Genomic DNA, 17,854 nt, shown 5'->3' on the forward strand with positions numbered 1-17,854 from the left:
GAGCCATGCTCGGCAGAGGCCTTACCGGTGAAGCCCATGCCGAGCATGGCTCGGCACTACAGGTAACACCCCAGCCGAGCACGGCTCGGCACTACCGCTTCTGCCCCCTCCCTTTCGCATAGCGAAGGGGAGGGTTGGGGAGGGGTGCTTTTTGATTTGGCTGGTAACGCCCCAGCCGAGCATGGCTCGGCCCTACAGCAGGCTTGCTGCTGCAAGCCCCGCTACCGGCAACACCCACGCCAATGGCGCGATCCAGCGGGGGCGGTACGGATACAGGCCAAACGCCAGCAACAGGCCGGCGACTGTCATCGCACCCAACCACCATACCGGCCCCAATGCCCAGCCACCGCGCCACACGCACAGCGCGAACGCGGCAGTCAGCAGACTCCAGCCCAACCAGCGCCACAAGCGCATGCGCGCAGCACTGGCGGCGGCCTTGCCGTGCAGATCCAACTGGTGCTTCTCCATCGCCAGCGACAAGCAGGCAAAGGCAGCGAACGACAAGCCCAAGGCGAGCAGCATCATGCGCTGGCCTCCGCCGCCACTGCGGCCTGTTGCCGGCGCTTCTTCTCGGCAGCGCTCAACGGTGGCTGCCAATGCTGCATGCGCCAGCCGCAGTACGCCAACATCGCACCGAAGGTGATCATGGTCAGGTCGAAGCCCGCCAATACCCAGTCACCGGTAGCAATCGTCACGCCAAGGTGCGTCTTGGTGGTGAAGGCATTGACGACGGGGATAAGCGCGAACAGTGCCGCACCGAGATACAGCTGCCATGCCCACATCATCCGCTTGGGCCAGATGAAGGCGGCCAGCAGTGATGCGGCCCATGCATAGAAGAACACTTTGATCTCGGCATCGCTGCGCTCGGCCAGCTGCACCGGCAACAATCGATTTCCCCAGAAATACGCGGCGAAAGCGATCGGCAGGCCGGCGACGGCACCAATGTTCAAGGCATCGACCAGACGCAGGCCGAAACCGGTCTTGCCGGACTTGGCGTGCTTTGGCCGCTCCTTCACTGCCCACAGCACCACGCCGCTGGCCACCATCAGGCAGCCGATCAATCCGGACAGGAAGAACAGGGCGCGCAGTCCCCAGTCGGCGAAGCGCGCCAGGTGCAGGCCATACATCACGCCGCGCGTCTGCGTTGCACCACCGGCACCAGGGCTTGCTTCCAGCAACTGGCCGCTGACCGCGTCATAACGCAGCGACGGCGTGTCTATCGACAGGCGCTTTCCGTCGCGCTGCTGGATGTCGACCACCGCATTCGCCGCGCCGGGACGGTGCACGGTGAAGCCACCGATGTCGGCGCCATTCCACTGTTTGCGCGCGCTGTCCATCAGTTGCTGGATCGGCACCGGCACCGCCGTGCCTTGGCCTGGTGATTCGACTTCGGCCATGCGCGCGAAGGCTTCGCTGAAGAAGGCGTCCTCGTCGTTCGGATAGGCCGATTTCACCCCCCACGGCAGGTACAGGAACATCAAGGTGACGATGCCGGTGTAGGTAATCATCGCGTGGTAGGGCAGCGCCATCACCGCGCTGACGTTATGGAAATCCAACCACGAGCGCAGGCCTTTCTGCGGGCGGAAGGTGAAGAAGTCCTTGAAGATCTTCTTGTGGGTGATGACGCCGGTAATGATCGCCACCAGCATGAACATCGCGCAGAAGCCAACGATGTAGCGGGCCCAGATCACCGGGATGTAGTGCAGGTCGAAATGCAGGCGATAGAAGAAGTCGCCGCCGCGGGTTTCGCGCGCGGTGACTTCATTGCCGGTATTGGGGTCGACGGTGGCATCACCGAAGCGACCGCCGCCGCGTCGCCGACGCTTCTCGCCCTCGACTGGCGGTTTTACCATCGACTCCGGGTTGCGCCAGAACATGCGCATTGCCGGGTTGCGGGTATCGGGAAGGGTGACGCTCCAGCTCTCGGCCTGCGGCGCCTTGTGCTGCAGGAAGCTGAGTGCGCGTGTGGCGGCATCGTCGGCACTGACCGTGCTGCGCGGCAGTTCAGGCCGCATCCAACGGCTGATTTCCTCGCGGTAGTAGCTGGCCGTGCCGGCCATGAAGATCAGCAGCAGCAACCAACCGACCAGCAAGCCGGTCCAGGTGTGCAGCCACGCCATCGATTGGCGGAATCCGTTTTTCATGCGGCAGCTCCAAGCCACTGGGTGCCCAACCAGAACAGCGCGGTCGGGATCAGGATGCCGACCCAGGCACGCAGCGCGCTGCGGGTAGCGAATGCCCACAACGCGGCGCAGGCGCACAGCACGATGGCGACCAGCATGCCGGTCAGTACCGCCTGGCTGCGGGCGATGGGCAGGGCCACGGCGAAGAACATCGAAGAAGTGGCGGCCAGCGCATAGCCGCCGACGATGGCGGCAAGCGAGCGCGACAACACGCCCAACCAGGGGCGTGCGAGGAAACTGCCAAGACGGGTGTACCAGGGGCTGGCGAGAGGCGTGCTGTCCACGGGAACCTGCAAAGTCGGATCAATACGGACGCCACCGGCAAAGCCGGTGGCGAGGGATAAGTCGGCCGTCCCTGGCCGCCACTGCCTGGCAGTGGTTCCCTGGAGGGATCAGAGCTTCCAGCGCAGGGTCAGCAGCACATTGCGCGGCTCACCCCAGTACACGCCGTTGTAGAAGCCCACGTTGCTGAAGTACTCCTTGTCCAGCAGGTTGTTGACGTTGAGCTGGGCGCTGAAGTTCTCGTTGAAGCGGTAACCAGCCGACAGGTTCAGCAGGTAGAACGATTCCTGGGTGATGCGCGCGCTTACGGTTGCGCCACTGGTCAGGTAGTCGGCCGCAGGCTTGCTGCTGTTGCGCCAGATCTCGCTTTGCCAGGTGGCACCGCCGCCCAGCCAGAAGCGGCCTTCGGCACCGCCCGGACGCCAGCTGGTGTTGAGGCGGAACGTATCCACCGGAGTGGTGGTGTTCTGGCGTACGCCGTCCTGGTTGTAGCTGGTGGTATGGGCGAAACCGGCCGACAGGTTCCAGTGCTCGCCCAGGCTGCCCTGTGCTTCCACTTCCCAACCCTTGACCTTGTTGCCCTTGCCGGTGGAACGCCAAGCGGATTCCCCATTTGGCAGTGAGCCCGGCAGGACGCTGTCATCCTGCTCGGCGACGTTGTCCTTGACGCCCTTGAACACGGCAGCCGAGGTGTTGAGCAGGCCGTCGAAGAATTCCGCCTTGAAGCCGGCTTCCCACATGTCGCCGACCACAGGCTCCAGGTAGTTGTTGTTCTTGTCGCGGTATTCCTGTGGCTGGAAGATGTCGGTATAGCTGGCGTAGGCGCTGAAGTACTTGTTGATGTCGTAGATCAGGCCGAAGTACGGGGTAAGCGTGTTCTCTGGCTTGTAGCCGCCGCGGGCGGTGCCAGTGCGGTTGCCGGCGTTGTCGTAGGTGTAGCGCCAGGTCTTGGTTTCCCAGGTGCTGTAACGGGCACCGGCGACGGCCAGCAGCGGATCGGCCAGCTGCAGGCGGGCGGCGACATAGGCGGCACGCTGCTTCAATTCGTTTTCCGAACCCAGGTAGCCGTTGCGCACGATCGGCAGTTCGGGGATGTTGCCCGTCCAATTGCGCCAGTCCGGCACCTGCGCGTAATCACCGGGATAGGCGGGGATGGTGATGGAAGGGGATTCGCCTTTGCGCAGGGACTCGCCCAGACCGAACACCAGCTCGTGCTCGCGGCCGAACAGTTTGAAGTTGCCGCCGACGTTCACGTCGAACACATCCATCGTGCTCTGTTCAGCGAAATGCGACAGGTAGGCGGTGACGCCGGTGCCATCCGGGCGTGGGAAGCCATTGGCGCCGTACCAGACGCTGCCATCGGTTTCACGATCGGCGTGGGTGAAGCTGCCCTTCAATGCCCAACCGGCGCCGAGCTGCTGCTCGATGCGGGCAAAGCTGGTCTTCTCGACGATGGGCCACTGGCTCCACGAGGCTGACATGTTGGTCGAGCGCGGCAGGTTGGCCGGGTTGCCATCCACGCCCCAGTAAGGCACCACGCCCCAGGTCACGCCGGAGGTCTCTGGCGACTGGTACTCGTAGCCGAGCTCAAGCAGGGTACTGTCGGTGACGTCGGCCTGGATGATGCCGTAGAAGACGTTCTTGTCGAGCTTGTAGACATCGCGGAACGAGTCGCTCTGCTGTTTGGCGGCGACCGCGCGGGCGCGGATGCGGCCGTCCCAGGCCACCGGGCCACCGATGTCGAACTCCATGCGCTGGTTGCCCCAACGACCAAGCGTCAGGTTTGCGCCCATCTGCACGGTGTCGGTGGGGCGCTTGCGCACGAAGCTGATGGTGCCGGACGGATCGCCTGCGCCGGTGGTCAGGCCGGTGGCGCCACGTACTACTTCGATGCGCTCATAGATCACGTTATCGGTATTGGTCTTGATCGACCCACCGAAGGTGTTGAGCATCCCATCGACCTGGAAATTGGTGATGTTGTAGCCGCGCGAGACATAGTTGATGCGCTCGCTGTCGGTGACCGAGACATGCACGCCGGTGACCTGGCCCATGACGTCGGACAGCGAGAACAGGCCCATGTCGTCCAGGCGCTGGCGGGTGATGACGGTGACCGATTGAGGGGTCTGGCGCAGCGAAAGGTCCAGCTTGGTGGCGGTCTTTGCGTGCTTGACGGTATAGGAGTTCGCCAATTCGCCTTCGGCGACAACCTTCACTGCATCCAGCGTGGTTGCATTGTCGGCCGGTGCTTCTGCACGCGCAGAAGCGGGATTGCCAGCGAGAGCCACGGCCAAAGCGGTCGATAGCAGTGAAAGCGAAAGCGGAGTGGTTGCACGGGGACGATGCATCGGCGTTTCCTGAGTGGCGAAAGTGGTGCGGCCAACAGAGGAGTGCCCACGGCTGCGCCACACGACTGGCGTGTGAGGTGCCGGAAAAGGTTTCCCGCGTGCTGCCCGCATGCGCTGCGCGTCCGCCCATTGGCGTCGCGCGGCTTGGTATCTATCGGGGGTACACGGGGCTTGGCGGATGGATGCTGTGCATCGCTGCCGCGAGAGGCTGGGCGTACGGCCTAGTTCGTAACGATAACCATTCTTATTTATGAGGGCAAGCTAAATTGTCTTTTGAAACTGTTGAACTTTCTGCAGCGCGATGTTTACGCGCAGGAAAATGATCTCTCGACGCTTCCATGGATCGCGTTGTGCATCGTGGCAAGTGTCAAAAAAAGCCATGGATTGCTTGTGGGAGCGGCGTAAGCCGCGAAGCTCACGAGCTATCCAATCACCGGTTCGATTGCAATCCGGAGATGTGATTGGAATGCACGGATTGCAGGACATGTATCGTCCGGATGGGATCTCAGCTTCGCGGCTTACGCCGCTCCTACAAGCATTCTGCGGTTATTGTAGGAGCGGCGTCAGCCGCGAAGCTCACGAGCCGTCAAATCACCGCTTCGATTGCGATCCGGTGATGATTGGAATGCACGGATTGCTGGACATGTGTCGTCCGGATGGGATCTCAGCTTCGCGGCTTACGCCGCTCCCACAAGCATTCTGCGGTTCTTGTAGGAGCGGCGTCAGCCGCGAAGCTCACGAGCCGTCAAATCACTACGTCGATTGCAATCCGGAAATGCGCTTGGCTTGTGCGGATTGCAGGACCTACGTCGGCCTGATGAGATGTCGGCTTCGCGGCTTACGCCGCTCCTACAAACCGTTCCGTCAGAACTTCAGCCAGCCGGTCAGGGCATGCAACAGCAGGCCAATCAAGCCGCCAACGAGGGTGCCGTTGTAGCGGATGTATTGCAGGTCGCGACCGACGCTGAGCTCCAACTGCTCCACCAGTTTCTTTTCATCCCATGCCTTCACGGTCTGGGCGATATGGCTGGTGACACCGCTGCGCAGGCGATTGGTCAGCTTCTCCGCGCCGGCCAGCATGTGCTGGTTCAGCGCGTCGCGCAGGGCCGGATCGTTGCCGATGCTGCTGCCCAGTTTGCCAAGGCTGCGTTCCAGGTGGCCGGCCAGCACCGAATCTTCGCGTGACAGGTCGGTGCGCAGGTAGTCATGCACGCGCTGCCATAAGCCCTGCACGTATTCCTGCACCGCTGGGTGATCGATCACCTGCTGCTTCAGTGCGTCCACTTTCGCAGCCAAGGCCGGATCGTCGCGCAGGCGGCGGATGTAATCGGCGATCCATGCAGCGTAGTCCTGCCGCAGTGGATGTTCGGGCTGCGACAGGATCGCCTGCAGCTCTTCCAGACCGGCGCGCGCCAGCCTGTCGGCCAGTGAATCGCCAATCTCGTCGATGGGTTTGACCCAGTCCACGGTGCTGGCCAGTTTGGGCCACTCCTTGCGGATGTAGCGCACGATCAAGGCCGAGGCTTGCTGCCGCACCTTGTCGTTGTCCAGCCAGTGGGCGACGCGGGTGAGGCCTTCGTCGAGCACGCGCTGGTGGCGATTGTCGGCAGTCAGCAGGCCAAGCAGCTCACCGGCGGTTCCCGCAGCGTTCCATTGCCGCAGCTGTGCCACAACGAAGCCCTGGATGGAGCGGCGCACTGCTGCTTCATCGAGCAGGTCCAATGCCTGCACCGCCCAGCCGCGAGCCATTCCGGCCAGCATCCTGGCCTGCGCCGGCTGTGCCAGCCATTCGCCCAAGCGGGTAGCGGGGTCGAATACCTTCAGCTTGGCCAGCAGCGCGTCCGGCTCCAGGAAATGATCGCGGACGAAGACCGCAAGGCTGTCGGCGATGCGTTCCTTGTTGCGCGGAATGATGGCCGTATGCGGGATCGGCAGGTTCAACGGCCGCCGGAACAACGCCACCACCGCAAACCAGTCCGCCAGAGCGCCCACCGTGGCCGCCTCACAGAACGCGCCAACCCAGGCCCAGATGCCGCGTTCGCCGTTGATGTGGCTGACGATGAAGCCTGCCAGCATCGCCAGCAGCATCGCCACCGCGTACAGCTTGAGGCGGCGCAACTGCGCGCGGCGCGGATCGTCCTGCGGGCCCACGGCTTACTCGCTGTCCTTTGCGCTCACCGCCCGGCGGAAGCAATGGTTGCCCGCAGGGTGAGCCCATTCGTTTGCACGTTGGGGGCCGTCTGCGGTGCTGGTGTCGAACTGCGCGCACAGCTCGTAATGGGTGGTATCCAAGGCGCGGTAACGGTAGTCGGGCCCACCGGCAGGATCCTTGTAGGTCAGGATCATGCCGGGTTGCGCGGCGAGGGCGAGGATGTTGGGCGGTAGCGCATCGTTCTCGCGCCAGTAATTGGCTGCTGCGATTTCCAGCGTGCGTAGATGCGATATTCGCGCATCGTCCAGGCGCTTGAGCCGCTGCTGCGACGGTGAATCGATGACCCAGACACCGGCCGCGATCGCGGCTGCAGTGACGATGCCGGTCGCCCAGAGTACGCGGGTGCCCCAAGCCGTGCGGCTCATGCTTCGACCTCCTCTTGGCGCAGGTCCCACAGGTAATAACCGAACACGGTGCCAGCGATGACGCCGACCACCAGCACCTTGAGCACGAAGCGCAGGCTCAGGTCACCGCTGAGCAGGTTGTATACCAGTGCGGTGAGGTCGCCGATCAACACGGTGGCGGCGACGAACAGGGTCAGATAGGTCAGCCAGCGGCGCACCGGCGACAGCCGTTTGATTGGATGCTTGTCCACATCGCGGCTGACGCGGTGGGCGGCGAACACGAATACCGGGAAGGCGATCACCAGCGCCGAGATCGCCCAGCGGATGCCGCCACTCAGCCGCACCAGTTGCCAATCGGGATCGGCCGGGTCGGGCAGGGCGTACTGGATCAGCTGGAACAGCAGGCTGCCCAGGTTCCAGGCAAAGAAGTACAAGGTGCTGAACAGCACCAGATAGGCGAAGGCTTCGCGTGCCGACAGCGAGGCGCGTGGGCGCGGCACCGGCAGCGGGAAATCCACATCGGCCCAGCCGTCGAGTACGCCGCTGATCTGCTGTTCGTTCCAGCCGGCGGCCAGCAATGCGCTGCTGACCTGCTGGCGGCTGTGCCCGCGCATCAAGGCGTCGCGGACAAAAACTTCAAGTTCGGGGGAGGCCGAGGCCATCACATGCTCCTTGCAGGGATGACCGCAGCCTAGGCGGCCGGCTCAGTGCAATCAAGCGTCGATGGGCTCTTCTGCCTGGGCGGCCAGCATGCGCGCGCGCAAGGCATCCAGCTCCATGCGCAGGGCCTGGTTCTCGGCGGTGAGCGAAGCCACGCGCTGGCGCAGGGCCTGCACTTCGGCGCTGTCGACGTTACCGTCCAGGCCATCGGCTTCGGCCATGCTCAGCGGCTGTGCCTCGTCATCGGCATCCTCGCGTGCAGCCTTGGGCTTGCGCTTGGCATCGCGCACGCGCTTGGCGGCCTGCTTCAGTTCGTCCTTGCCGCCACGCGCCGCTGCGCGCTGCTCGTCCTCGGGTAGGCTGGCCACGGTCGCCGCGGCGCTGAGTGAGATCGCGCCCACGCGCATCGCCTCGATCACCTCGGCGGTGGCGTGGTCGTGGATCTTCTCGATCATTGTCACCTGGCTGGGGCTCAGCTTGGCTTCGCGGGCCAGGTCGGCCTTGGACAGCTTGGGTGCCGGGTCCCACGGCGGGCTGTCGTTGTCGGTGGTGCTGGGCGCAGCCTCACCTTCGCTCTCGCGGCGCAGCTGTTCCTGCTCGCTGCGGCGGCGGGCTTCCAGGATGTCGCGCTTGCGCAGGGCGAGCACGCCGCGCTGGTAGTCGGACACGCTGCGACGGCCGAGGTGCTGCTCGATCATCCACAGATGAACGTCGTCCATCGACTTGAAGCGGGTGTTCTGCACGGTGTTGAACGGAATGCCGTGCCTGGAACAGATGCCGTAACGGTTGTGGCCGTCGATCAGCACGTCGCCCCACAGCACCAGTGCGTCGCGGCAACCCTCGGCCAGCAGACTGCGCTCCAGCGCGTCGTGCTCGTCCTGCGTGAGCGGATCGATATAGGCCTTGAGTTCTTCGTTGACGATGATGTCCATGAGCGGTGCCAGAAACGTGGAGCGGCATTGTGAAGCCAGCACGGGCCTGGGCCAACCCTTGTAATTGCGGAAAATAACAGGTCCGTGTCGGCGCCCTACGGTGGCCGGCGTACCATGACGCCCAGTAGCAACGCCTTCGTCACCGGGAAGAACCACATGAACAGTCCCCAGATCCGTGAGCAGTGGCAGACGCTTGCCGACAGTCTGTCACTGCGCACCCGCGCGTTCATAAATGGCCAGTACGTGGATGCCGCATCAGGGGCAACGTTTGACTGCGTCAGCCCGATTGACGGGCGTGTGCTGGGGCAGATTGCCGATGGCGGCCAGATCGACATTGATCACGCGGTGGCGGCGGCGCGACGCAGTTTCACTGCCGGGCATTGGGCCGGGTTGAAGCCGGCCAAGCGCAAACAGGTATTGCTGAAGCTGGCAGCCTTGGTGGAGGCGCACGCCGATGAACTCGCCTTGCTGGAAACCCTGGATATGGGTAAACCGGTGGCGCAGGCGCGGCGGGTCGATATGGGTGGTGTGGTCCGCTGCATCCAGTGGACCGCAGAGGCGGTGGACAAGCTCTACGGCGAAGTCGCACCGACCGGTGCCAACGAACTGGGCTTGATCACCCGCGAGCCACTGGGCGTTGTCGGTGCGATCGTGCCGTGGAATTTCCCGCTGCTGATGGCGGCGTGGAAAGTCGCGCCGGCATTGGCGGCGGGCAACTCGGTAGTGCTGAAGCCGTCCGAGAAATCGCCGTTGAGCGCTTTGCGTTTTGCCGAGCTGGTGAGCGAAGCCGGTGTTCCGGATGGTGTGTTCAACGTGGTGCCTGGCAGCGGCAAGGATGCGGGCGAGCCTTTGGCGCTGCACATGGATGTGGACGGATTGGTGTTCACCGGTTCCACTGCGGTCGGCAAGCGCTTGCTGCAATGTGCCGGCCTGTCGAACATGAAGCGCGCCTACATGGAATGCGGTGGAAAGAGCCCGAACATCGTGTTTGCCGACGCGCATGATCTGGACAAAGCAGCTGAGGCGGCGGCGAGCGCGATCTTCTACAACCAAGGAGAAGTGTGTACGGCAGGTTCGCGTCTGCTGGTGGAGCGCTCGATCAAGGACGCGTTTGTCGCCAAGGTGATCGAGCATGGCCGGCATATGCAACCTGCGCATCCGTTCGAGCCGAAGGCGGCAATGGGAGCGATGGTGGATGAAGCGCAGACCCAGCGCGTGCTTGGCTACGTGGAGAAAGGCAACGCGGAAGGCGCGCGGTTATTGCTGGGCGGCAAGCGTGCGGATGTCGTTGCCGGCGGGTGTTACATCGAACCGACGGTGTTTGATGAAGTCAGTCCGCAACAAAGCATCGCCCGCGAGGAGATATTCGGCCCGGTGCTGTCGGTGATCGCGTTCGATGGTGAGCAGCACGCCCTGCAGTTGGCCAATGACACCGAGTACGGTTTGGCGGCCGGCGTATGGACGCGCGATATTTCGCGTGCGCATCGTGTTGCGCGTGGCCTGCGAGCGGGAAGCGTGTGGGTGAACTATTGGGACGGCGGCGACATGACCGCGCCGTTTGGTGGGTACAAGCAATCGGGCAATGGCCGCGACAAATCCTTGCACGCCTTCGACAAGTACACCGAGATGAAGGCGACCTGGATCAATCTGGAGGGCTGATCCGCTCCCTCCCTTTCGCGTAGCGAAGGGAGGAGCGGTGCATGCAGCCTTGCCCCCTCCGTTTGGCGTAAGCCAAGGGGAGGGCTGGGGAGGGGTTGGCTGTTGAGCTTCGGTTGTTGCGTTTGAAGCCTTGCAAGCAATAGCAAGAGCTACCCCCTCCCAACCTCCCCCTTGGCTACGCCAAAGGGGAGGGGCGGTGCATGCAGCCTTGCTCCCTCCCTTTGGCGTAAGCCAAGGGGAGGGCTGGGGAGGGGTTGGCTGTTGAGCTTCGGTTGTTGCGTTTGAAGCCTTGCAAGCAATAGCAAGAGCTACCCCCTCCTAACCTCCCCCTTGGCTACGCCAAAGGGGAGGGGCGGTGCATGCAGCCTTGCTCCCTCCCTTTGGCGTAAGCCAAGGGGAGGGCTGGGGAGGGGTTGGCTGTTGAGCTTCGGTTGTTGCGTTTGAAGCTTTGCAAGCAACAACAAAGCGCCCCCTCCCAACCTCCCCTTGGCTACGCCAAAGGGGAGGGGCGGTGCATGCAGCCTTGCCCCCTACCTTTGGCGTAAGCCAAGGGGAGGGCTGGGGAGGGGTTGGCTGTTGAGCTTCGGTTGTTGCGTTTGAAGCTTTGCAAGCAACAGCAAAGCGCCCCCTCCCAACCTCCCCCTTGGCTGCGCCAAAGGGGAGGGGCGGTGCATGCTGCTCTGCTCGCTCCCGCTGGCGCAGCCAGGGGGAGAGCGTTTGTTACTCCTTTTCCTGCGCTACCACGGCGCCAGTTGCCGGATCCAGTCGCACCTCGACCTTCTCACCGCTGGCGGTCCTGCCCTTGGCCTTCCACATGCCGTCATCCAGTTTTACATCGCTGACGCCGGTGTAACCCGCGCTGGAAAGCTGCGCGCGGATATCCGCCTCGCCCAACTGCGACACGGCCTTGTCCGGGTAAACAGTGCCGTTGCGTGGATCAAGCTTCACGTCGACCTTCTTGCCATCGGCACTGGTCGCATCCGCTTCCCACATGCCGTCCTCGAACTTGACGTCCTTGATGTCGGTATAGCCTTGCGACTCCAGGTGCGCGCGCACCTGCGGCGCGGTCAATGCATCCTGGGCCTGGGCGATGCCGCTGCCAGCCAATGTCAGTGCGGCTGCAATCAAGACGGTACGTAGCGGTCGGTTGTTCATCGGTCTGCTCCTTCGGGGTTCATCGCGCTTCTGGCGCGGGATAAACCCTAACGTCGCCAACCTGTATCGATCCGTGAATTGTCGTGGCTTCAACGCGCGGCAATCGGATGCGGTTAATCGATGTGCAAGCGATGGCAAAAAAGTGTTTTCAGAGTGTTCAACACGTGAGCGGCCGGTGCTTGGGCCAGCGCGCAACAACAGGCAGCCGTAGTGCCGAGCCATGCTCGGCAATGGCCTTCCCCTGGACTGGCCGCGTGCAGGTTTGTGGGAGCGACGTCAGTCGCGAAGTCGATAGATCATCTGGTCGCAGAGATGCTTATCTCTGATGTGATGCGTGCTTCGCGGCTTACGCCGCTCCCACAGCGTTTCACCTGGGTTGTAGCCTGCATTCCATCAGGCTTCAGTCATCGCCACGTTTGCGCAACTGGCCCGCAAAACGATCCAGCCATTGCGCGAAGCCCTGCAGTACCGCACCGCCCTTGTCCTTGAGCCCGGCCAGTTCCGCTTCAAGGCGCTCGCGGCGGGTGGATTCGCCCTCGTTGCTGGGCAGCGGTGGCAGGATGTGGGCGAAGTAGGTGTCGCCAAGGAACTTGTGCAGCAAGCGTTCGCCGATGAAGGGTTCGCCGTTGTTCAATGCACGCGCGCCCTTGAGCAGGTTGCGGATGTCGTACTGCGTGGGGCTGAGGTCGGGCACCTGCTTGGGCAGGTCGAGCAGGCTGTAGACCGCGATGCGGGCGGTGCGTACTGAGCTTTCCATGGTGAACACCACGTCGTTGGCGGTCTCCACGAACTGGCCAACCAGCGCCAGGTTGGTGTTGCCGGCCGGTACCACGTGCGGGCGATCACCCGCCGCGCGCGGCATGAACTGGGCGGTGATGTACGGCATCAGCGCCAGTCGTACCTTGGTATGCGGGATGATGGCGTCGAGCTGATCGGCAATGCCAAGGTGGTGGCACAGCTCGGCCACGATCTCGCGCCCATTGCACTCGGGTATGGTCTTCTTGACGAAGTTGCCGGGCTGGTCCATCAGCAGCGCGTACACCCACATCACCACCGTGTCCTTGGGTTGGCCGGGGAAGTGCGGCTGGCGATTGATGGTGACGCTCAACACCCAGTTCGAATCAGTGAAGGTGATGATGCCGCCGGTGGCGGTGCGGCCCGAGGTCGGCTCGTTGACCGAGAGCTCTCGCAGCTTGTCGACCAGCGGCGATGGCTTGCAGGTGAGGGTGGCCGACTCCCACATGGAGCGGTCGATGTCACCACAGAATTTGTCAGGCTTGCCGAATACCGGCGAGTGCTTGGCAAGGTTGCGCCACAAGCCCCAGCTGCTGCCTTCGGCCGGACCGCCATGGCGCTTCTTCAGTACCGGTACGGTGTCCAGATCACCGTAAGCGGTGTCCTCGGTCATCGAGCCGGTCAAGGCGATCACCAGATCGCGCGCATCGATGGCGAGTCGACCTTCGCCGTTGCTGTCACGCGTATGCAGCGCGGTGACGGTGCGCTGTTCGCCCTGTACATCGAAGTCCATGTCCAGCACCTGCGTGCCGAGCTTCACTTGCACCCCCTTTTCGCGCAGCAGCTTGATCAGCGGCGTGACGAAAGTGTCGTACTGGTTGAACTTGGGAAACACCAGCGTGGACATGTCGCCGAAGCCGTCGATGGCATCAAGGAAACGATGCATGTAGAGCTTCATTTCCAGCAGGCTGTGCCAGTTCTCGAAGGCGAACATCGAGCGGAACAGGAACCAGAAATTGCTGGCAAGGAAGCCTTCGCTGAAATGATCTTCGATGGTCAGGTCATCGAGCTGGTCCTTGCGCTTGAGCAGCAGGCTTACTACTTCCCATTGCTGCTTGCGATTCAGTCCGAAGCGGGTGAAGTCGGGCAGCACCTGGCCCTGCTTGTGCATCAATCGCGACTTTGACCAGTTCGGGTCGGCGTCGTTGGCCAGCCGGTATTCGTCGAGCACGCTGAAGCCTTCCGGCAGCTCCAATGCCGGCACGTCCTGGAACATGTCCCACAGGTTGTCGTAGTTCCAGTTCATCTCACGGCCACCGCGCACGATGTAGCCGTCCTCGGGGTTGCCGGCACCGTCCAGCGAGCCGCCCTCGATGCCGGCGCCTTCGATGATGGTGATGTTCTCACCCGGCATATGGCCGTCGCGGATCAGGTAGAAGGCCGCCGCCATGCCGGCGATGCCACCACCGACGATCCACGCCTTGCGCGTCTGGATGCCCTCGGTGGGCAGTGGTTTGAAGCGCTGGTAGTTGCCGACCATGTCAGGTGGCGGCAAGGTATTGAGTGGGGTGTTGTGCCAGTAGCGGGCGGTGGCGTCGGCTTCGTGCTCGAAGCGGGGGCTGGATTCAGTCATGAGGTTCTCCGGTCTTGGGGGGGGAGGTGCACAACGAACCGTCCCAGCCTAAACAGCGTTCGGGCTGGACGGGTTACATATCCGTGAATAGCGGCGCTGCAGGCTGTGATCGTGCGTGAGGTACGGTTGTGGGTTCAGCGGCGGCAACGCGCGCTTTCCTGCAGCAGCGCCGTGCGCAATGCATCGCGGTCGCGTGCGCTCACTGCGTTCTGGAGATAGCTGACGTCGCGCCGGCTCAGTGTGCAGGGATCGACCTCGTAGCCCGGTGGCCAGAACCCAAGGTAGCTGGCCACACCCTGGATCATCTGTTTCGGGCTCATCTGCGGCTTCAGCCGGAAGTAGCGCGGGGTATGTCGAAATGCCGGGTCTTGGTTGAGGCGTCGAAACGGTTGCTGGGCGAAGCTGTCGGCGGTCAGTGGGTTGCCGCCGGCGGCGCTTTCGGCAAGGCTCAGATTCAAGGGGGCTGGCGCAGCGGTCGTCGTTTGCGGCGAGGCCAGGGGTGGTTGTTGGGTGGGCGAGCGCCGGGAGCGGATACTTGCAGACATTCCACTGCTGGTCGCCAGCGGGGACTTGTGTCCGGCCTGCATGGCCGGTGGTGTGGCTGGAGGGGGCGGCAACCAGCGCAGGCTGATGCGCGGCCCGCTGTCGGGCGGGCTCGGCTGGCGCGCCTGTAACAGCAATAGCGCAAGGGCTGCATGGACGGCGACGACGGTAATGGCAGCGCTCAGGTGGGCGAGCGGGTGTCGGAAACGTCCGGAAGTGGTCGCCATCGGCAATGCATCCATGCGGGGGCCGATGCTGTGACCGCCATCCGTGCCAATAGTTTCCCGCTCCCAGGGAAATGACGGCAGCATCGTCAAGCAACGGTGTCGGCTGCAACCAAATGACGGCCGCTGCAGCGCTGCATGGCAGACTGCGGCCATTATTTCCTCTGTTACGACCATGTCGACCGCCGCCAGCTCCGCTCCCCTGAACTCCCCGCGCCGCGTACTGGCGGCCAGCCTGATCGGCACCACCATCGAGTTCTTTGATTTCTACATCTACGCCACCGCAGCGGTGCTGGTGTTTCCCAAGCTGTTCTTCCCTGAGAGCAGCAATGACGCCGCGCTGCTGCAGTCGTTGGCGACCTTCGCGGTGGCCTTCATCGCGCGGCCGGTGGGTTCGGCGGTGTTCGGGCACTACGGCGACCGGATAGGGCGCAAGGCCACGCTGGTCGCGGCACTGCTGACGATGGGCTTGTCGACGGTGGCGATCGGCCTGCTGCCGACGTACCACGACATCGGTGTGATCGCGCCGTTGCTGCTGGCCTTGTGCCGCTTCGGGCAGGGCCTCGGGCTGGGCGGTGAGTGGGGCGGGGCGGTGTTGCTGGCGACCGAGAACGCGCCGCCGGGAAAGCGGGCCTGGTACGGGATGTTCCCGCAGCTTGGTGCGCCGCTGGGCTTCCTGCTGTCGGCCGGCACCTTCCTGCTGCTGGGGCGGATTCTGGACGATGCCAGTTTCCTGTCCTGGGGCTGGCGCGTGCCGTTTGTCGCCAGTGCGCTGTTGGTGATCGTCGGGCTGTGGGTGCGTTTGAACATCCGCGAGACGCCGGATTTCCAGAAGGCGCTGGACCAGGGCCAGCGCGTGCGCCTGCCAATGCGTGAGGTGCTGGTCAGGCATGGTTTTGCGGTGGTCGTCGGCACCTTGGCGGCGTTCGCCACCTTCGTGCTGTTCTACCTGATGACGGTGTTCACGCTGGGCCATGGCACGTCGGTACTGCGCTATGCGCGCGAGGACTTCCTGCTGCTGCAGATGATCGGCATCCTGTTCTTCGCTGCCGGCATTCCATTGGCGGCGCTGTACGGCGATCGTCATGGCACGGTCAAGGCGATGTTGTGGGCGACGCTGGGCATCTTCGTGTTCGGCTTGCTGTTCCAGCCCTTGTTCCAGGCCGGGCATCCGTTGCAGGTGTTGCTGTTCCTGTCGCTGGGCCTGTTCCTGATGGGCCTGACCTACGGCCCCTGCGGCACCATGCTGGCCAGCCTGTATCCGGTGCAGGTGCGCTATACCGGGGCATCGCTGTCGTTCAATCTGGCCGGCATCCTCGGCGCAGCACCCGCACCGTATGCGGCAACCTGGCTGGCCGGGAAATTCGGCATCGCCGCGGTTGGCGGCTACCTGTGCATCACCGCGTTGGCAACGGCATTGGCTTTGCTGGCGATCAGCCGTTGGCAACGCAAGGGTGCCGCAGGGACGCCGTAAGTCGCGACTACTGCCGGTCCCACACAAGACCGGTGACGTGTGCGCCTTGCGGCGTACCTGCAGCGGTAAAAACGCAGGAACGACGGGGAGGGGATATCTGGGGGGATGTCTGCAGCCTCGCCGTTCCTGCAAAGCGATTCAGCGGAACAAACGCTTCAGCGTGCGTCCCAGCCAGCTGCCTTCCTGGTGATCCCTGGCGAACTGGTTGAGGTGGCGCTTGACGTGCTCGGCATAGGCCTTGTCGTCGCCGCGGATGTGGTTGAACAACCAGCGTGACAACATGTTGCGCAGCTCGTCGGTGACGTCTTCGCCGGACTGGAAGCGCATGCGGTACTCGGAGACGCGCTTGCCGAAGACTTCATGCACACGCTTGTGCGCGGCGCAGAAGGGGTAACCGGCTTCTTCCATCAGCTCTTCCTCGAAGGCGAAGTGCGACATGGTGTAGTCCACCAGTTCGTCGATGACTTCAGCCACGGCGACCCGTTCCAGGCTTTTCTGGGCGACGTGGAGGTGGTTGAGCATCTCCACGATGCGCATGTGCTGATGGTCGATGACCTCGACACCCGTATTGAGATCGTCCTGCCAAACCAGTAGTGCCACCGCCACTTCTCCCTCGTGTGCTTTGAGCTGCACTGTAGGGAGCAGGCCGGACAGGCGCGTTGATCTGGATCAATGCCTGCAGCGGGGCAATGATTTCATTCAGATATCGGGATGCGGGCTTTCAGTGCGTATCGGCGCTGCAGACGCGGTTGCGACCAGCGGCCTTGGCCAGGTACAGCTGGCGGTCGGCTTCGGTGATCAGCGAATGCAAGTTGCCGCTGCGCAAGGGCATGCGGCAGACGCCGATGCTCACCGTCATGCTCAGGACGCTGTCACCGAAAGGCAGCCGCAAGGCCGCCACCGATTGCCGCACTTTCTCGAAGTGCGCAGCACTGGCGGCTGCATCCAGGCCAGAGACCATCAGGCAGAATTCCTCGCCACCAAAGCGCGAGCTGATGTCCTGGCTGCGGGTGTTTGCCTGCAGTACCGAGGCGACCGCGCGGATGGCCTGGTCGCCGGCTTCGTGGCCGAGGCTGTCGTTGATGTGCTTGAAGTGATCGATATCGACCATGGCCACGGCGACCATGCCGCCGTTGTCGACGGCACTGAGCTGGCGCTGGCTCTGCTCAAGGAAGCTGCGGCGGTTCGGCAGGCCGGTCAGGAAGTCGCGCGTGGCAAGATCCTGCAGCGTGCCGATCAGTTCCAGCTGGTCCACGTTCTGCGAGACACGGCAGAAAAACTCCTCGCGCGAGAACGGTTTGCGCAGGAAGTCGTTGGCGCCGTTCTTGAGGAAGCGCGGGATCAGTGACGGGTCCGAATTGCCGGAGATGCCGATCACCGCCACCTTGTCGCGTGCGCGCAATGCGCGCCGCCGCCGGGTCAATTCCACGCCCTGCATGCCCCGCATTTCCTCGTCGACGATGACCAGTCGGA

General features: G+C 63.4%; 15 protein-coding genes. 2 read left to right on the plus strand and 13 right to left on the minus strand.

The window, feature by feature from the left end:
• Positions 1–192: 192 nt before the first annotated feature.
• The 8 genes from QMX78_RS13490 to QMX78_RS13525 all read right to left on the minus strand — a co-directional run bounded on the left by QMX78_RS13490 (position 193) and on the right by QMX78_RS13525 (position 8,958).
• Positions 193–525 carry a DUF3325 domain-containing protein gene (locus QMX78_RS13490; protein WP_282270375.1) on the minus strand — a complete coding sequence of 111 codons (333 nt, stop codon included), beginning with the start codon at positions 523–525 and terminating at the stop codon, positions 193–195.
• Entirely contained in the window at positions 522–2,144 is a 1,623-nt protein-coding gene (locus tag QMX78_RS13495) for a PepSY-associated TM helix domain-containing protein (protein ID WP_282270376.1), read from the minus strand. Before QMX78_RS13495 ends, QMX78_RS13490 begins: the two co-directional genes overlap by 4 nt.
• Positions 2,141–2,467, minus strand: a complete 327-nt coding sequence (locus tag QMX78_RS13500) for a DUF3649 domain-containing protein (protein WP_282270377.1) — start codon at positions 2,465–2,467, stop codon at positions 2,141–2,143. The genes QMX78_RS13495 and QMX78_RS13500 overlap by 4 nt, the downstream gene beginning before the upstream one ends.
• 108 nt (positions 2,468–2,575) lie before the next feature.
• Positions 2,576–4,810, minus strand: coding sequence for a TonB-dependent siderophore receptor (locus tag QMX78_RS13505; RefSeq protein WP_282270379.1), 2,235 nt, complete (start codon positions 4,808–4,810; stop codon positions 2,576–2,578).
• 864 nt (positions 4,811–5,674) lie between these two features.
• Entirely contained in the window at positions 5,675–6,961 is a 1,287-nt protein-coding gene (locus tag QMX78_RS13510; protein ID WP_282270381.1) for a DUF445 family protein, read from the minus strand.
• A 3-nt stretch (positions 6,962–6,964) separates the two neighbouring features.
• Positions 6,965–7,387 carry a hypothetical protein gene (locus QMX78_RS13515; protein WP_282270383.1) on the minus strand — a complete coding sequence of 141 codons (423 nt, stop codon included), beginning with the start codon at positions 7,385–7,387 and terminating at the stop codon, positions 6,965–6,967.
• A complete protein-coding gene (locus QMX78_RS13520) occupies positions 7,384–8,028 on the minus strand; it encodes a DUF5671 domain-containing protein (RefSeq protein WP_282270385.1) in 645 nt (214 codons plus the stop codon). Before QMX78_RS13520 ends, QMX78_RS13515 begins: the two co-directional genes overlap by 4 nt.
• A 51-nt stretch (positions 8,029–8,079) precedes the next feature.
• Positions 8,080–8,958 carry a plasmid replication/partition related protein gene (locus tag QMX78_RS13525; RefSeq protein WP_282270387.1) on the minus strand — a complete coding sequence of 293 codons (879 nt, stop codon included), beginning with the start codon at positions 8,956–8,958 and terminating at the stop codon, positions 8,080–8,082.
• A gap of 156 nt (positions 8,959–9,114) precedes the next feature.
• On the opposite strand from QMX78_RS13525, the gene QMX78_RS13530 reads away from it, so the two are divergent.
• A complete protein-coding gene (locus tag QMX78_RS13530) occupies positions 9,115–10,617 on the plus strand; it encodes an aldehyde dehydrogenase (protein WP_282270389.1) in 1,503 nt (500 codons plus the stop codon).
• 720 nt (positions 10,618–11,337) lie between these two features.
• On the opposite strand, the gene QMX78_RS13535 is transcribed toward QMX78_RS13530, so the two are convergent.
• From QMX78_RS13535 to QMX78_RS13545, 3 genes are all read right to left on the minus strand, one after another.
• Positions 11,338–11,772, minus strand: a complete 435-nt coding sequence (locus QMX78_RS13535) for a PepSY domain-containing protein (protein ID WP_282270391.1) — start codon at positions 11,770–11,772, stop codon at positions 11,338–11,340.
• 400 nt (positions 11,773–12,172) lie between these two features.
• Positions 12,173–14,140: an oleate hydratase gene (locus tag QMX78_RS13540; protein ID WP_282270393.1), complete on the minus strand. Its 1,968-nt coding sequence runs from the start codon at positions 14,138–14,140 to the stop codon at positions 12,173–12,175.
• Between the two features lie 134 nt (positions 14,141–14,274).
• On the minus strand, positions 14,275–14,910 hold the full coding sequence (locus QMX78_RS13545) for a hypothetical protein (RefSeq protein WP_282270395.1): 636 nt from the start codon (positions 14,908–14,910) through the stop codon (positions 14,275–14,277).
• Between the two features lie 172 nt (positions 14,911–15,082).
• Between QMX78_RS13545 and QMX78_RS13550 the strand changes: the two genes are divergently transcribed.
• The gene (locus QMX78_RS13550) at positions 15,083–16,381 is read left to right on the plus strand and encodes an MFS transporter (protein ID WP_282270398.1); all 1,299 of its coding nucleotides are present in this window, start codon (positions 15,083–15,085) and stop codon (positions 16,379–16,381) included.
• Between the two features lie 138 nt (positions 16,382–16,519).
• Here the strand turns inward: QMX78_RS13550 and QMX78_RS13555 are convergent, their stop codons facing one another.
• Positions 16,520–16,981, minus strand: coding sequence for a bacteriohemerythrin (locus QMX78_RS13555; protein WP_282270400.1), 462 nt, complete (start codon positions 16,979–16,981; stop codon positions 16,520–16,522).
• A 121-nt stretch (positions 16,982–17,102) separates the two neighbouring features.
• Positions 17,103–17,854 (minus strand): diguanylate cyclase (locus QMX78_RS13560; protein ID WP_282270402.1); only part of this gene is annotated, 752 nt, incomplete at its 5' end.

This window comes from Stenotrophomonas sp. PS02298, assembly GCF_029959445.1.
Taxonomy (GTDB): Bacteria; Pseudomonadota; Gammaproteobacteria; order Xanthomonadales; family Xanthomonadaceae; genus Stenotrophomonas.

Excerpts from the sequence above, each read along its gene's own strand:
- QMX78_RS13505 (WP_282270379.1), bottom strand. The coding sequence starts at position 4,810 with ATGCATCGTCCCCGTGCAACCACTCCGCTTTCGCTTTCACTGCTATCG.
- QMX78_RS13550 (WP_282270398.1), top strand. The coding sequence starts at position 15,083 with ATGTCGACCGCCGCCAGCTCCGCTCCCCTGAACTCCCCGCGCCGCGTA.
- QMX78_RS13520 (WP_282270385.1), bottom strand. The coding sequence starts at position 8,028 with ATGGCCTCGGCCTCCCCCGAACTTGAAGTTTTTGTCCGCGACGCCTTG.
- QMX78_RS13530 (WP_282270389.1), top strand. The coding sequence starts at position 9,115 with ATGAACAGTCCCCAGATCCGTGAGCAGTGGCAGACGCTTGCCGACAGT.
- QMX78_RS13545 (WP_282270395.1), bottom strand. The coding sequence starts at position 14,910 with ATGGCGACCACTTCCGGACGTTTCCGACACCCGCTCGCCCACCTGAGC.
- QMX78_RS13540 (WP_282270393.1), bottom strand. The coding sequence starts at position 14,140 with ATGACTGAATCCAGCCCCCGCTTCGAGCACGAAGCCGACGCCACCGCC.
- QMX78_RS13525 (WP_282270387.1), bottom strand. The coding sequence starts at position 8,958 with ATGGACATCATCGTCAACGAAGAACTCAAGGCCTATATCGATCCGCTC.
- QMX78_RS13490 (WP_282270375.1), bottom strand. The coding sequence starts at position 525 with ATGATGCTGCTCGCCTTGGGCTTGTCGTTCGCTGCCTTTGCCTGCTTG.
- QMX78_RS13535 (WP_282270391.1), bottom strand. The coding sequence starts at position 11,772 with ATGAACAACCGACCGCTACGTACCGTCTTGATTGCAGCCGCACTGACA.
- QMX78_RS13495 (WP_282270376.1), bottom strand. The coding sequence starts at position 2,144 with ATGAAAAACGGATTCCGCCAATCGATGGCGTGGCTGCACACCTGGACC.
- QMX78_RS13515 (WP_282270383.1), bottom strand. The coding sequence starts at position 7,387 with ATGAGCCGCACGGCTTGGGGCACCCGCGTACTCTGGGCGACCGGCATC.